The sequence below is a fragment of the Gemmobacter serpentinus genome (assembly GCF_008973825.1).
GTDB classification, from domain to species: Bacteria; Pseudomonadota; Alphaproteobacteria; order Rhodobacterales; family Rhodobacteraceae; genus Gemmobacter; species Gemmobacter serpentinus.
Map to the genome: position 1 here is coordinate 1 of NZ_WCHR01000034.1, position 13,758 is coordinate 13,758.

At 62.7% G+C, this 13,758-nt stretch carries 14 protein-coding genes; 7 read left to right on the forward strand and 7 right to left on the reverse strand.

What is annotated here, in order from left to right; translation table 11 throughout:
- Nucleotides 1-174 precede the first annotated feature (174 nt).
- Nucleotides 175-744, reverse strand: a complete 570-nt coding sequence (locus GBJ34_RS16880) for a peptidylprolyl isomerase (RefSeq protein WP_151720369.1) — start codon at nt 742-744, stop codon at nt 175-177.
- Nucleotides 734-1,246 carry a peptidylprolyl isomerase gene (locus tag GBJ34_RS16885; protein WP_151720370.1) on the reverse strand — a complete coding sequence of 171 codons (513 nt, stop codon included), beginning with the start codon at nt 1,244-1,246 and terminating at the stop codon, nt 734-736. The genes GBJ34_RS16880 and GBJ34_RS16885 overlap by 11 nt, the downstream gene beginning before the upstream one ends.
- Before the next feature lie 134 nt (nt 1,247-1,380).
- Between GBJ34_RS16885 and GBJ34_RS16890 the strand changes: the two genes are divergently transcribed.
- Both GBJ34_RS16890 and GBJ34_RS16895 read left to right on the forward strand, forming a co-directional pair.
- Nucleotides 1,381-2,568, forward strand: coding sequence for a phosphoglycerate kinase (locus tag GBJ34_RS16890; protein WP_151720371.1), 1,188 nt, complete (start codon nt 1,381-1,383; stop codon nt 2,566-2,568).
- 108 nt (nt 2,569-2,676) lie between these two features.
- Complete coding sequence (locus GBJ34_RS16895; protein ID WP_151720372.1) at nt 2,677-3,750, forward strand: M10 family metallopeptidase C-terminal domain-containing protein; 1,074 nt, start codon at nt 2,677-2,679, stop codon at nt 3,748-3,750.
- A gap of 107 nt (nt 3,751-3,857) precedes the next feature.
- On the opposite strand, the gene GBJ34_RS16900 is transcribed toward GBJ34_RS16895, so the two are convergent.
- Nucleotides 3,858-4,739 (reverse strand): calcium-binding protein, encoded by an 882-nt coding sequence (locus GBJ34_RS16900; RefSeq protein WP_192931268.1) that lies wholly within the window; start codon nt 4,737-4,739, stop codon nt 3,858-3,860.
- A 349-nt stretch (nt 4,740-5,088) separates the two neighbouring features.
- On the opposite strand from GBJ34_RS16900, the gene GBJ34_RS16905 reads away from it, so the two are divergent.
- The 5 genes from GBJ34_RS16905 (at nt 5,089) to GBJ34_RS16925 (ending at nt 10,412) form a co-directional block, all read left to right on the forward strand.
- Nucleotides 5,089-6,018 (forward strand): class I fructose-bisphosphate aldolase, encoded by a 930-nt coding sequence (locus GBJ34_RS16905; RefSeq protein ID WP_151720374.1) that lies wholly within the window; start codon nt 5,089-5,091, stop codon nt 6,016-6,018.
- A gap of 208 nt (nt 6,019-6,226) precedes the next feature.
- Complete coding sequence (locus GBJ34_RS16910; protein WP_151720375.1) at nt 6,227-6,523, forward strand: FtsB family cell division protein; 297 nt, start codon at nt 6,227-6,229, stop codon at nt 6,521-6,523.
- A gap of 187 nt (nt 6,524-6,710) precedes the next feature.
- A complete protein-coding gene (gene pdhA / locus GBJ34_RS16915) occupies nt 6,711-7,700 on the forward strand; it encodes a pyruvate dehydrogenase (acetyl-transferring) E1 component subunit alpha (RefSeq protein WP_151720376.1) in 990 nt (329 codons plus the stop codon).
- A 13-nt stretch (nt 7,701-7,713) separates the two neighbouring features.
- Complete coding sequence (locus GBJ34_RS16920) at nt 7,714-9,084, forward strand: pyruvate dehydrogenase complex E1 component subunit beta (RefSeq protein ID WP_151720377.1); 1,371 nt, start codon at nt 7,714-7,716, stop codon at nt 9,082-9,084.
- Nucleotides 9,085-9,092: 8 nt separating this feature from the next.
- Complete coding sequence (locus GBJ34_RS16925; protein ID WP_151720378.1) at nt 9,093-10,412, forward strand: pyruvate dehydrogenase complex dihydrolipoamide acetyltransferase; 1,320 nt, start codon at nt 9,093-9,095, stop codon at nt 10,410-10,412.
- A 74-nt stretch (nt 10,413-10,486) separates the two neighbouring features.
- Here GBJ34_RS16925 and GBJ34_RS16930 read toward each other — a convergent pair whose 3' ends face one another.
- Genes GBJ34_RS16930 through cysE form a run of 4 tightly spaced genes read right to left on the reverse strand, consistent with a single transcriptional unit; the run spans nt 10,487 to nt 13,729 of the window.
- Nucleotides 10,487-11,284, reverse strand: a complete 798-nt coding sequence (locus tag GBJ34_RS16930) for a CDP-alcohol phosphatidyltransferase family protein (protein WP_226341249.1) — start codon at nt 11,282-11,284, stop codon at nt 10,487-10,489.
- A gap of 10 nt (nt 11,285-11,294) precedes the next feature.
- Nucleotides 11,295-12,269 carry a phosphatidate cytidylyltransferase gene (locus GBJ34_RS16935; RefSeq protein ID WP_151720379.1) on the reverse strand — a complete coding sequence of 325 codons (975 nt, stop codon included), beginning with the start codon at nt 12,267-12,269 and terminating at the stop codon, nt 11,295-11,297.
- Nucleotides 12,266-12,916, reverse strand: coding sequence for a lysophospholipid acyltransferase family protein (locus tag GBJ34_RS16940; protein WP_151720380.1), 651 nt, complete (start codon nt 12,914-12,916; stop codon nt 12,266-12,268). Before GBJ34_RS16940 ends, GBJ34_RS16935 begins: the two co-directional genes overlap by 4 nt.
- Before the next feature lie 6 nt (nt 12,917-12,922).
- The gene (gene cysE / locus GBJ34_RS16945; RefSeq protein WP_151720381.1) at nt 12,923-13,729 is read right to left on the reverse strand and encodes a serine O-acetyltransferase; all 807 of its coding nucleotides are present in this window, start codon (nt 13,727-13,729) and stop codon (nt 12,923-12,925) included.
- Nucleotides 13,730-13,758: the final 29 nt, after the last annotated feature.

Consider the following 13,758-nt stretch of genomic DNA (forward strand, 5'->3'; position numbering starts at 1 on the left):
GACGCTGAGACGCTGAGACGCTGAGACGCTGAGACGCTGAGACGCTGAGACGCTGAGACGCTGAGACGCTGAGACGCTGAGACGCTGAGACGCTGAAGCTCCAGATCACCCCAACCCGCAACAGGAAAAGGGGCCTTGCGGCCCCTTCCCCGGATCATCGCTTACAGGCCGCGTTCATTCCTGAACGGTGACCTTGACCATGCGGTCGGGCACGGTGACCTCACCATTGCCGCCAGACCCTTTCTTGATCGCATCGACCACATCCATGCCTTTGATGACATGGCCCACGACGGTGTATTGGCCATCCAGATGCGGCGCGGGGGCGAACATGATGAAGAACTGGCTATTGGCCGAGTTCGGATCCTGCGACCGGGCCATGCCGACGACACCTCGATCAAAGGTCAGGTTCGAGAACTCCGCCGGCAGATCGGGCTTGGACGAGCCCCCCATGCCAGCCTGGGCGCTGCCGCCCTTCTTGCCGAATTCGACATCGCCGGTCTGCGCCATGAAGCCGTCGATCACGCGGTGAAACACCACGTCATCATAGGCACCTTCCTTGGCCAGCGCCACGATCTGCGCCACATGCTTGGGCGCGACCTGATCGTTCAGATCGATGACGATCTCGCCCTTGGTCTCGCCGCCGACCTCGATCACGAGATTGGGGCCGGGACCATCGGTTTCCGCCATGGCCATGAAGGGCGTGGCGATCAGCGCAAGGGCTGCCAGCGAAAGCTTATTGAACATCGGCTGCCACCCGCACCGAGATCATGCGATCGGGGTTCACCGGCGGCTCGCCGCGCATGATCTTGTCAACCGCATCCATGCCCGAGATCACGCGGCCATAGACCGTGTATTGCTGGTTCAGGAAGTGGTTGTCCTTGAAGTTGATGAAGAACTGGCTGTTGGCCGAGTTCGGGTTCTGCGAACGGGCCGCGCCAAGCGTGCCACGGTCATGCGGCAGTTTGGAGAATTCGGCCGGAAGGTCGGGCAGATCCGAACCGCCGGTGCCGGAACGCCGCGCGTTATAGGCGGGGCTTTCCATATTGCCATGTTCCACATCGCCGGTCTGGGCCATGAAGCCCTCGATCACGCGGTGGAAGGCCACGTTGTCATATTTGCCGGCGCGGGCCAGCTCTTTCATGCGGGCGGTGTGCTTGGGGGCCACATCGGCCAGCAGTTCGATCACCACTTCGCCGTCTTTCAGGGTCAGGATGATGGTGTTTTCGGGGTCTTTGATCTCGGCCATAAGGTCGGTCTCCTCTTTTCTGGGGCGCAAGGTAATGGCGCGGCACGCCAAGGGAAAGGGCAAACCCGCGTGAACGGTTGACGCCGGGCCTCGATCGGCGGAAAGAAGATCAACCGCATTTCGAGGAGGCCGCCATGGCTTGGAAGACGCTCGACGATATCGATCTGGCCGGCAAGACCGTGCTGATGCGGGTCGACATCAATGTTCCGATGGAAAATGGCGTGGTGACCGACGCCACCCGCATCGAAAAGATCGTGCCCACGGTGAAGGATATTCAGGCCAAGGGTGGCAAGGTCGTGCTGCTGGCGCATTTCGACCGCCCCAAGGGCAAGGTCGTGCCGGAAATGAGCCTGGCGCATGTGCAGGGCGCGCTGGAAGCGGCGCTTGGCAGCAAGGTGGTCTTTGCGGCCGATTGCATCGGTGCCCCCGCCCGCGAGGCCATCGCGCGCGCCTCGGGCGACGCGGTCGTGCTGCTGGAAAACACCCGCTTCCACGCCGGTGAGGAAAAGAATGACGAAGGTCTGGCCCGCGAGATGGCCGCGCTTGGCGATGTCTTTGTGAATGACGCCTTTTCCGCCGCGCATCGGGCACATGCCTCGACCGCCGGCATCGCGCATCTTATGCCCGCCGCCGCAGGCCGGCTGATGGAGGCCGAACTGCGCGCCCTCGACGCGGCCCTCGGTGCCCCCAAGCGCCCGGTCGTAGCCGTGGTGGGCGGTGCCAAGGTGTCCACCAAGCTGGATCTTCTGGGCAATCTGGTGGCCAAGGTCGACCATCTGGTGATCGGCGGAGGCATGGCCAATACTTTCCTTGTGGCCCAAGGGGTTGAGGTCGGAAAGTCACTGGCCGAACGCGACATGGCGCAAACCGCGCGCGAGATCCTTGCCAAAGCCGATGACGCGGGCTGTGCGATCCACCTGCCGATCGACGTGGTTGTGGCGCGCGAATTCAAGGCGGGGGCCGCCAATGAGACCGTGCCGGTCCATGCCTGCCCGGCGGATGCCATGATCCTGGACGCAGGCCCGGCCACGGTCGCCGCCCTGCGCGATGTCTTTGCGACCGCGCAGACCTTGATCTGGAACGGCCCGCTCGGGGCTTTCGAGATCGAGCCGTTTGACGCGGCCACCAATGCGGCGGCGCGCGCGGTCGCCGATCTGACGCAGGCTGGCAAGCTGGTCTCGGTCGCGGGGGGCGGCGATACGGTTGCCGCGCTGAACAAGGCGGGGGCCGCCAATAGTTTCAGCTTCATCTCCACCGCGGGCGGTGCCTTCCTGGAATGGATGGAGGGCAAGGAACTGCCCGGCGTTGCGGCATTGGGCTGATTTACCGATCATGCGGGAGGCAATTGACGCCTCCCGCAGCACATTGCTAACGTGCCAAAGCCGCCCGGATCTGGCGGTTTATTTCATTACAGCCCTGGGGGGCACGATATGGCACTTATTAGTAAGGTAACCATTCCCAGTTTTCCCGGCATTCCTGGTTCTGGTTCGGGCTTGGTCTGGACGGGCACGGCCAAGAGTGAGAAAAAAGTCGGCACCAGCAAGGCTGACATGCTCTTCGGGATGCAGGGCAATGACACGCTTGACGGCAAGGCAGGCAATGACACGCTGGACGGCAGCGCCGGCAATGACAAGCTGCTGGGTGGCGGTGGCAAGGACGCCCTGACCATGATGGGGGCCGATACGCTGACCGGCGGCGCGGATGGCGATTTCTTTATCCTGCTCGGCATCAAATACAACATGCGCCTCGGCTCGGCCAATACCTCGGTCATCACCGATTTCAAGGCCAAGGGCGCCGATCATGACGTGCTGGAGCTTGGCGGCATGTTCAAGTTCAAATGGGCCGATCGCGACAAGGACACCAATGACGGCTTTGCCATGACTCAAAAGGGCAAGGACGTGCATGTCTATACCAAGGACCCGGGCGGCAATATCCAGAAGATCATTCTCAAGAATGTGAAGCTGGCCGACCTCACACCGGAAAACGTCAAGATCATCAAACCACCGCCGGGCGTGAAGGCAGCCGATCCCATTGGCGATGATGCGGGTGGCGCGGGCAATGACCGGCTGCGCGGCGATGCCGATGACAACCGCATTCTTGGCCATGGCGGGGATGACACGCTGCGCGGTGCGGGCGGCGATGACACGCTGGATGGCGGTGCGGGCTCCGACCTTTTGCTGGGCGGGCGTGGCGACGACCGGCTGCTGGTCTCGGGCGGCGATACCGCCCTTGGCGGACATGGGGCCGATACGTTCGTGCTGGTGGACCAGGATGCGGGTGTGGCGCGGATCCGCGACTTCGAGACCGGCACCGACCGGATCGACCTTTCGGGTTTCGATCTTGACTGGTCGGGCCGCGACAAGGGTCTGGAAGACGGGTTCGAGCTGCGCCAGGTTGCGGGCGGCACCGAAATCCGCGTGGTCGATGGCGATGGTGATCTGGTGACCCTCATGCTGCAGGGGGTGAAGCCGGGCCAGCTTTCGGCAGACGACTTCCTGTTCTGAGACGGATATTCGACAAAGGAAGAAGCCCCGCACCGGATGATGCGGGGCTTCTTCATGACGCGGCCCATAGATATCGCCAATCTCTGGCCAGCGTCGGAATCTTGCGGTTACTCGCCGAAGACCTGGTCGATGGTGCGCAGGCGGTCGGCAAAATCTTCGAGATTGGTCATGCCGTGCACGAAAACCGCATTGTCGCCCATCTCAAGCAGAATGCCATCGCCCTTGCGGGTGGCGAATTGCTCGACAATATCAGCGGCGTCGCGGCCATCCGCCCAGAAGCGGTCATCCAGCGCGATACGATCATCGCGGGAAAAATCGCCGATCACATCCTTGCCGAAATCCCCGCGGAAGACGAAGGCGTCGTTTCCTGCCCCGCCACGCAGCCGATCGTTTCCGGCCCCCCCCTCCAGCGTGTCGTCACCGCCGCCGCCCAGAAGGTAATCCGCACCGGCATTGCCGCGCAGCAGATCGTCGCCGAATTTGCCTTCCAGCTTGTCGGCCCCGTTGCCGCCTTGCAGCAGGTCGCGCCCGGTGCCGCCCTGCAAGCGATCATTGCCATTGCCGCCGTTCAGCGTGTCATTGCCCGCCCCGCCGAGGATCGTGTCATTGCCGTCACCACCATCGATGCGGTCGCGCCATTTCGACCCGTTCAGCCGATCATTGCCCGATAGCAGCGCATCCAGCAGATCATTGCCGTTTCCGGTTTCGATCATGCCAAGCAATTCGGCACCGTCAAAGCCCAGATCGGTGAAATGCATCGTCGTGATGCGCCCGCTCTGGTTCAGGGATTGCACGCCGATGGTCACGATCTCGCCGCTGAGACGACCGTTCTCATAGGAATAATCGCCATCAAGCAGCAGACGCTTGCCGCCCAGCGTCACCCGCAGCTGATCGGTATCTGTGGTGATGAGCCGGCCGAATTCGGCATCCTCCATGAAGCGCAGATCCAATCCGCGCATCAGGCTCGACGTGGTCGTCAGTTTGGTCATTCTATCCTCGCACCTACGGATCGCCGCAGCATCCGAAATCGATAATTCAAGGCAAACTTGATCCTGCGCAGTCCGCCGGTCAATGCAGATCACAAAAAACCCGGTCATCATCAGGGCTTGGGGAACAAACCCCCAAGGATGCAACCACCATGCCAAGACCGGAAACAATACCGTTTTACTTGTAGTTGCATTCGGGAAACAGCGCGAATCACAGCGCCAAAATCGGGACTGTTGCGCTTTACGATGCCGCTAGCGCTAACACGATTGCGCGGGGTATCGGCAGCGATTAACTGCAACCTGCACGCCCCAAGGCCCTATGGGCCGTCCGAACCAGATAGGAGCATCCGACATGCGCGCCACCAAGCAGGTGCAGAAGATCCTGAGCAATTATGAAGGCGAGAATGCCGGGGTGAAGGGCAATCTCTGCCGCATCCTGATGGAAGGCAAGCTCGGCGGCACCGGCAAGATGATTATCCTGCCCGTCGATCAGGGGTTCGAGCATGGCCCGGCGCGCAGCTTTGCGCCCAATCCGGCAGGCTATGACCCGCATTACCATTACCAACTGGCGATTGACGCGGGCCTTTCGGCCTATGCCGCACCGCTGGGGCCGCTGGAAGCCGGTGCCGATACCTTTGCCGGCCAGATTCCGACGATTTTGAAAGTGAACTCTGCCAACAGCCTGATGTCGGAGACCGCCGGCAAGAACCAGGCGATCACAGCATCTGTCGATGACGCGCTGCGCCTTGGCTGCTCGGCCATCGGCTTCACCATCTATCCGGGATCGGACATGGCGCTCGACATGTTCGAAGAGATCGTCGAGATGCGGAAGGAAGCCGCGGCCAAGGGCGTGGCGACCGTGATCTGGTCCTATCCGCGCGGCGAGGCGATCACCAAGGATGGCGAGACCGCGATCGATGTCGCAGCCTATGCAGCCCATATCGCGGCGCTGCTTGGGGCCCATATCATCAAGATCAAGCTGTCGACCGACCACCTGATGCTGCCCGAGGCGAAGAAGGTCTATGAGAAAGAGCAGATCGACGTGTCCGACATGGCCGCGCGCGTGAAGCATTGCGTGCAATCGAGCTTCAATGGCCGCCGCATCATCGTCTTCTCGGGCGGTGCGTCCAAAGGTGCCGATGCGGTCTATGATGACGCCCGCGCAATCCGCGATGGCGGCGGCAACGGCTCCATCATCGGGCGCAACAGCTTCCAACGCTCGCGCGAGGATGCATTGGCGATGCTGGCCAAGCTGGTCGACATCTACAAGGGCAAGGCCTGATCCCGCCCGCCCCCGCGGGTGGATCAGATCCTGCCTGCATCCTTGGGTGCAACAAAAACGAAAGGGCGGCCTGTGGCCGCCCTGCCCCATTCTGTCACATTCCTGCAAATAGCTGACTCTGCCGCATTTTCCCGATTCACAAGCTGATTCGGCTATGGCATAACTCTGTCATGCCCCCAGCGAACGAGGGGCAAGGCAAGAGACGCGTATGACCCAGACCCGCCTTTCCATCGGCAGCATGTTGATCTTTGCCCTGGCAATCGGCCTGGGCGGTTACTTCACCTTTGCAGCCGTTCAAGGCGATTACGGGCTGTTCCGCCGCGCCCAGATCCATGCCGAGGAAACAGCCTTGGTGGCCGAGCGTGACCGCCTGAAAGCCGAGCTTTCGGCGCTGCAAAACCGCACCCACCGCCTGTCGGATGCCTTCCTTGACCTTGATCTGCTGGACGAACAGGTCCGCGACGTGCTGGGCTATATCCGCGCAGACGAGATCGTCATCCGCTGAGATTTCGCCCGTAGCCCCGACCCTCGGGGCCAGGCTGCGTCTCATCGGCATGGCCCCGCCCATACCCCGCAATACTGCGCCCCATCGCTGCGTCGCGGCGAGAGATTTGCTTGCGCAACGCCTTATTTCCCCGATAATGGGTAGATAGTTCAATATTGAACATTCTCATTGTTGGGAGGGGCGCCGCATGGCCACCAAGAAGGCACCGGAGAGACCGAATGTCTCGAAAGAGGAACTTCTGAAATACTACCGTGAAATGCTGTTGATCCGCCGTTTCGAGGAAAAGGCAGGCCAGCTTTACGGGATGGGCCTGATCGGCGGCTTCTGCCACCTTTACATCGGACAGGAAGCAGTGGTCGTGGGGCTTGAGGCCGCCACGAAGGAAGGCGACAAGCGCCTGACCTCCTACCGCGACCATGGCCATATGCTGGCCTGCGGCATGGACCCCAAGGGGGTGATGGCGGAACTGACCGGGCGCGAGGGGGGCTACTCCAAGGGCAAGGGCGGCTCCATGCACATGTTCAGCCGCGAAAAGCATTTCTACGGCGGCCATGGCATCGTCGGCGCGCAGGTGCCGCTTGGGGCGGGCCTTGCCTTCTCCGACTGGTATAAGGGCAATGACAATGTGACCTTCACCTATTTCGGGGATGGCGCGGCGAACCAGGGCCAGGTCTATGAAACCTATAACATGGCCGAGCTGTGGAACCTTCCGGTGATCTTCGTCATCGAGAACAACCAATACGCCATGGGCACCAGCGTCAAACGCTCCACCAAATCGACCACGCTGTTCGGCCGTGGCACCGCCTACGGCATTCCGGGCGAACAGGTCGACGGCATGGATGTGCTGGCGGTGAAGGAAGCGGGCGAAAAGGCCATTGCGCATTGCCGCGCGGGCAAGGGCCCCTACATCCTTGAAATGATGACCTATCGCTATCGCGGGCATTCGATGTCCGATCCGGCGAAATACCGGACTCGCGAAGAGGTCGAGAAGATCAAGACCGAGAAGGACTGCATCGAGCATGTCCGCGACCTGCTGACCCAAGGCGGTCTGGCCTCGGACGAGGATCTGAAAGCCATCGACAAGGAGATCAAGGCCATCGTGAATGAGGCGGCCGAATTCTCCAAGGAAAGCCCGGAACCCGCCTTGTCCGAGCTTTACACCGACATTTACGCCTGAGGGAGAGAAAGACATGGCAATTCAAGTTCTTATGCCCGCGCTTTCTCCCACCATGGAGGAAGGCACGCTGGCCAAATGGCTGGTGAAAGAGGGCGATGTGGTCAAATCCGGCCAGATCATCGCCGAGATCGAGACCGACAAGGCCACGATGGAATTCGAGGCTGTGGATGAGGGCATCATCGGCAAACTGCTGGTGGCCGAAGGCAGCGCGGGCGTGAAGGTGAACACCCCGATCGCCGTGCTGGTCGAAGAAGGCGAAAGCGCCGATGCGGCCCCCGCCGCGGCTGAGGCCCCCGTTGCTGCGGCCCCTGTTGCGGCTGCCCCCGTCGCAGCGGCCCCCATTGCTGCAGCTCCTGTCGCGGTCGTCTCCAAGGCCTCGCCCGACTGGGCGGAAGGCACACCGATGAAAACCATGACCGTGCGGGAAGCCCTGCGCGAAGCCATGGCCGAGGAAATGCGCGGCAATGACGCGGTCTTCCTGATGGGCGAGGAAGTCGGTGAATATCAGGGGGCCTACAAGATCAGCCAAGGCCTGCTGGACGAGTTCGGCCCCAAGCGCGTGATCGACACCCCGATCACCGAGCATGGCTTTGCCGGCATCGCGGTCGGCGCGGCATGGGGTGGGTTGAACCCGATTGTGGAGTTCATGACCTTCAACTTTGCCATGCAGGCCATCGACCATATCGTGAACTCTGCCGCCAAGACGAATTACATGTCGGGCGGGCAGCTGGGTTGCCCGATTGTGTTCCGCGGTCCGAACGGTGCCGCCGCCCGTGTGGGCGCGCAGCACAGCCAGGATTACGCGGCATGGTATGCGGCGCTGCCCGGCCTCAAGGTGGTGATGCCCTATTCGGCATCTGACGCCAAAGGCCTGCTGAAACAGGCGATCCGCGATCCGAACCCGGTGATCTTCCTTGAAAACGAGATCATGTATGGCAAGTCCTTCGAAGTGCCGGACCTGCCCGATTTCACCATTCCCTTCGGCAAGGCCCGGGTCTGGCGTGAAGGCACCGATGTCACCATTGTCTCCTTCGGCATCGGCATGACCTATGCACTTGAGGCCGCGGACAAGCTGGCTGAAGAGGGCATCTCGGCCGAGGTGATCGACCTGCGCACCCTGCGCCCGATCGATTACGACACGGTGCTGGCCTCGGTCATGAAGACCAACCGCTGCGTCACCGTCGAGGAAGGCTTCCCCGTTGGCTCCATCGGCAACCACCTGTCGGCGGTGATCATGGAACGCGCCTTCGATTATCTGGATGCGCCTGTGCGCAACCTGTGTGGCAAGGACGTGCCGATGCCCTATGCGGCCAACCTTGAGAAACTCGCGCTGGTGACGACTGCCGAAGTGGTCGAAGCCGTGAAATCCGTCTGCTATCGCTGAGGTGTGACATGGCAATTGAAGTTCTGATGCCTGCGCTGTCTCCGACGATGGAGGAAGGCACGCTGGCCAAATGGCTGGTGAAAGAGGGCGATACGGTGAAATCCGGTCAGGTGCTGGCCGAGATTGAAACCGACAAGGCCACGATGGAATTCGAGGCCGTGGATGAGGGCGTGATCGGCAAGCTGCTGGTGGCCGAAGGCAGCGCGGGCGTGAAGGTGAACACCCCGATCGCCGTGCTGCTGGAAGAAGGCGAGGATGCCTCTGCCGCAGTCGCGGCACCGGCAGCACCCGCCCCAGCGGCGGCGCCCGCCCCGGTTGCCGCAGCCCCGGCTGCCGCAGCCGCTGCTCCGGTCGCGGCCCCTGCCGCCCCGGTTGCCGCATCTGGCGCGCGGGTCTTCGCCTCGCCTCTGGCGCGGCGGATCGCGGCCGACAAAGGTCTGGATCTGACGCAGGTCAAGGGCTCCGGTCCGCATGGCCGCATCGTGAAAGCCGATGTGGAGGGGGCCGTTGCTGCACCCAAGGCGGCCGCCCCCGCAGCCGTTGCCGCCCCCACAGCGGCGGCAGCCCCTGCCCCGGCGGTAGCCAGCGCCCCGGCAGCCCCCTCGGCGGATGCGGTCAAGAAGCTTTACGCAGACCGCGCCTATGAAGAGGTCGCGCTGGATGGGATGCGCCGCACCATCGCGGCCCGTCTGACCGAAGCCAAGCAGACCATCCCGCATTTCTATCTGCGCCGCGAAGTGCAGCTGGATGCCCTGGTGGCCTTCCGCGCACAGTTGAACCATGCGCTGACGGGTCAGGGCGTGAAGCTGTCGGTCAATGACTTCATCATCAAGGCCTGCGCGCAGGCCCTGCAGAAAGTGCCGGATTGCAATGCTGTCTGGGCGGGTGACCGCATCCTGAAGCTGAAGCCTTCGGATGTCGCCGTGGCCGTGGCCATCGAGGGCGGGTTGTTCACCCCGGTCCTGCGCGATGCCGACAAGAAGTCGGTCTCAGCGCTGTCGGCCGAGATGAAGGATCTCGCGGCGCGCGCCAAGACCAAGAAACTTGCGCCGCATGAATACCAGGGCGGCAGCTTCGCGATCTCCAACCTTGGCATGATGGGGGTCGAGAATTTCGACGCCGTCATCAATCCTCCGCATGGTTCGATCCTTGCGGTTGGTGCCGGGATCAAGAAGCCCATCGTGGATGCGGCGGGCGAGATCAAGGTGGCAACGATGATGTCGATGACGCTGTCGGTCGATCACCGTGTGATCGATGGCGCGCTTGGCGCGGAGTTCCTGAAAGCCGTGGTCGAGGCGCTGGAAAACCCGCTGACCATGCTGGCCTGAGCCATCGCCACATGAAATGAAAAGCCCCCCGGCAGGATCGCTGCCGGGGGGCTTTTCTTTGTAATTCAGGGGTCTTAGCCTGCCTGAAGGCCCGCAAGCAGGCGCCATGTCCGGCGCGCGATGGTGGCCACCAGGCCGATCACGATCACCCAAAGGGTCAGGTTCAGGATCGCCGCCGCGGTCATGGTGACCGGCAGCAGGGCCGCCGCCAGCGCGCCGATGGTCAGCGCGGCCATCCGGTGCGGCTTGGCCATCGGGCCGCTGAAATCGGGGGCCAGCCCCTCGGCCCGGCCCAGCTCGCGCAGATAGGCAGTGCCCACGGCCAAAGCCGCCGCACCAAGGCCAAGCGCCGGGTGGCCCGCGGCAAGTCCCGCGCCCCAAAGCAGCAGGATATCGGCGATGCGGTCCGGTGCCTCGTTCCAGAACGGCCCGGTATCAGAGGATTTGCCGCCCTCGACCGCCACCATCCCATCCAGCAGATTGCAGATCAGCCGGGCCTGAATGGCGGCAGCCGCCACCACCAGCAGCATGGATTGCAACACGCCAATGGTAGCCGATGCCCCCCAGAAGACCAGCAGGCCAAGGGCTGCAAAACCGATGGAAGCCTGCGAGATCTGGTTGGGCGTGATATCGCTTTCCGCCAGGCGGCTGGCCGCAGACCGGGCAAAGCGGCTGTTGCGGGCGCTGATTGGGCGGCGATTGGCAGGGTCAGGGCCGTCATCCTCCATTGCCGGTTCTGCCTCTTGCGGGGCAGTAGCGGCCCGGGTTGGACGCGGCGCGGCCCTCAGCGGCGGGTCATCGGGAAGGCGCGCGCGGGCCTCGGCCTCGGCGGCTTCAAGTTTAGTGAAAATATCGCGCAGATCGTCGCTCATGTCTCGTCGTTCATGTCAGGGACCAGCCAAATCGAACCAGATGGAAGAAGATGGGGGCGGCGAAGACCACGCTGTCGAGCCGGTCGAGGAAACCACCATGACCGGCTATCAAATGGCCCCAATCCTTCACACCCTTGTCACGCTTGATCGCCGACATGACAAGCCCGCCAAAGCTGCCCATCAGCGTGACGATCAGCGCGATCCCCGCCGCCTGCGGCAGCGAGAACGGCGTCATCCACCACAGTGCAGATCCCGCGGCTGAGGCTGTCAGCACGCCGCCAGTCAACCCCTCCCATGTCTTGGACGGCGACAGTTCCGGCGCAAGTTTGCGCCGCCCGATCAGCTTGCCCCAGACATATTGCATCACATCCGACAGCTGCACGGTGAAGATCAGCCAGGCGATCAGGATGACATTGCGCCCCTCATAGCCGGGGATCTGCAAGGATAGCAGCGCGGGCACATGGCTCACGCAATAGACACAGATCATCAGGGCCCATTGGGTTTCGGCGACCCGGCTCAGATAGCCCTTGGGATTGCCGCGCAGCGCCGAGACAACCGGCATCAGCAAGAAGGCATAGACCGGCACCAGCACCGAATAGAGGCCATACCAATCGATCCCGATCAGCCAATATTGCAGCGGCAGCACGATGAAGAATGCCCCCAGCAGCGCCCAATGATCGGCGCGGGCCTTGGAGGTCAGCGTCAGGAATTCCCGCAGCGCCGAGAAGGACAGGATCGCGAACAGAACCACGACCCCGATGCGCCCGGCGAGAAAGGCCAGCGCCAGCAGCAGCACCATGCCCCACCATGCGGCGATGCGGGCATTCAGGTTCTCGATGACCGGGTTGGAGCCATCGGGCGCTATGCGCAGACGCAGGGCCTCGCCGATCAGCGTTGCGATAATCAGGATCAGCGCCACCCCGGCCAGCAGCCAGATCAGATGCGGCGCGGTGCCCGCGATGGTGCCGTTCAGGGTTTCAGTCATGCCTGCCCCTCCGACCGGAGCGCGAGCAGCGCAGTTGACGCCCGATCCAGAAAGGCCTGTTTCTCTTCGCCCGGCTGCAGATGCAACGGTGCGCCGAAGGTCAGCGTGCAGACCAGCGGCAGCGGCACGATCTCGCCCTTGGGCATGATCTGGTTCAGGTTGGAAATCCAGACCGGGACCAGATCGACCTCAGGGCGCTGTGTCGCCAGATGGAACAGGCCGGATTTGAACGGCATCAAGGGGGCATCGGTCATGTTGCGCAAGCCCTCGGGGAACAGGATCAGCGACGATCCCTCATCCAGCGCCTGCGCCATCAAGGTGACCGGATCTTCGACCCGCTGATCCGGGCGGCGATCAATCAGCACCGCATTGAAGACATCCCGCCCGATAAAGGCCCGCAGGGGCTTGGCCAGCCAGTAATCCAGCGCCGCAACCGGGCGGGTGCGCCTGCGCAACATCGCAGGCAACACCGTCCAGATCAGCACGAAATCGCCGTTGGAAGTGTGATTGGCGTAATAGACACGCTGCATGGGGACCGGCTCGATCCCGGCCCAGATCGCGCGCGGGGCGGTCACGATCCGGGCAAACAGGGTGATGGCCTTGCCGGTAAGCCCGGCCGCGATACGGGTAAGAACAGGCGCAACCATCCGGGACTATTGCGATGTGATCAGCTGATCCATGGTGAGCGAGGGCTGCGCACAGCCCGCCTCACCCACCACCCGCGCAGGCACGCCTGCAACGGTCTTGCAGGGCGGTATGTCCTGCAAGACGACAGAGCCCGCCGCGATGCGCGAGCAATGGCCGATATGGATATTGCCCAGAACCTTGGCCCCGGCCCCGATCAACACGCCATTGCCGATCTTCGGATGACGGTCGCCATCCTCCTTGCCGGTCCCGCCCAGCGTCACAGAATGCAGCATGGAGACATTGTCGCCGACCTGCGCCGTCTCGCCGATGACGATGGAATGGGCGTGATCAATCATGATGCCGCGCCCGATGCGGGCTGCGGGATGGATATCGACCCCGAACACTTCCGACACGCGCATCTGCACGAAATAGGCCAGATCCTGGCGTCCCTGCGTCCAGAGCCAGAGACCGATCCGGTAAGCCTGCACCGCCTGATAGCCTTTGAAATAAAGGATCGGCTGCAGGTAACGATGGCAGGCGGGATCACGTTCATAGACCGCAACAAGATCCACTCGCGCGGCCTGCCCGATCTCGGGGTCAAGGGTATAGGCCTCGTCGGCGATCTCGCGCAGGATCTGTTCGCTCATCTCGCCCGAGGCCAGCTTCAGCGAAAAGCGGTAGGATAGCGCGCGTTCGAGCGTCGCATGATGCAGCAGGCTGGAATGGATCAGCCCGCCCAGCAGGGGCTCATTGGCGACGGCTGCGCGGCCTTCCTCACAGACGCGCGACCAGACGGGATCAAGAGTTTGAACCTTCTGACTGATCTTTGGCATACGCGTGCTCCGTTCGTATTCATCCCCCC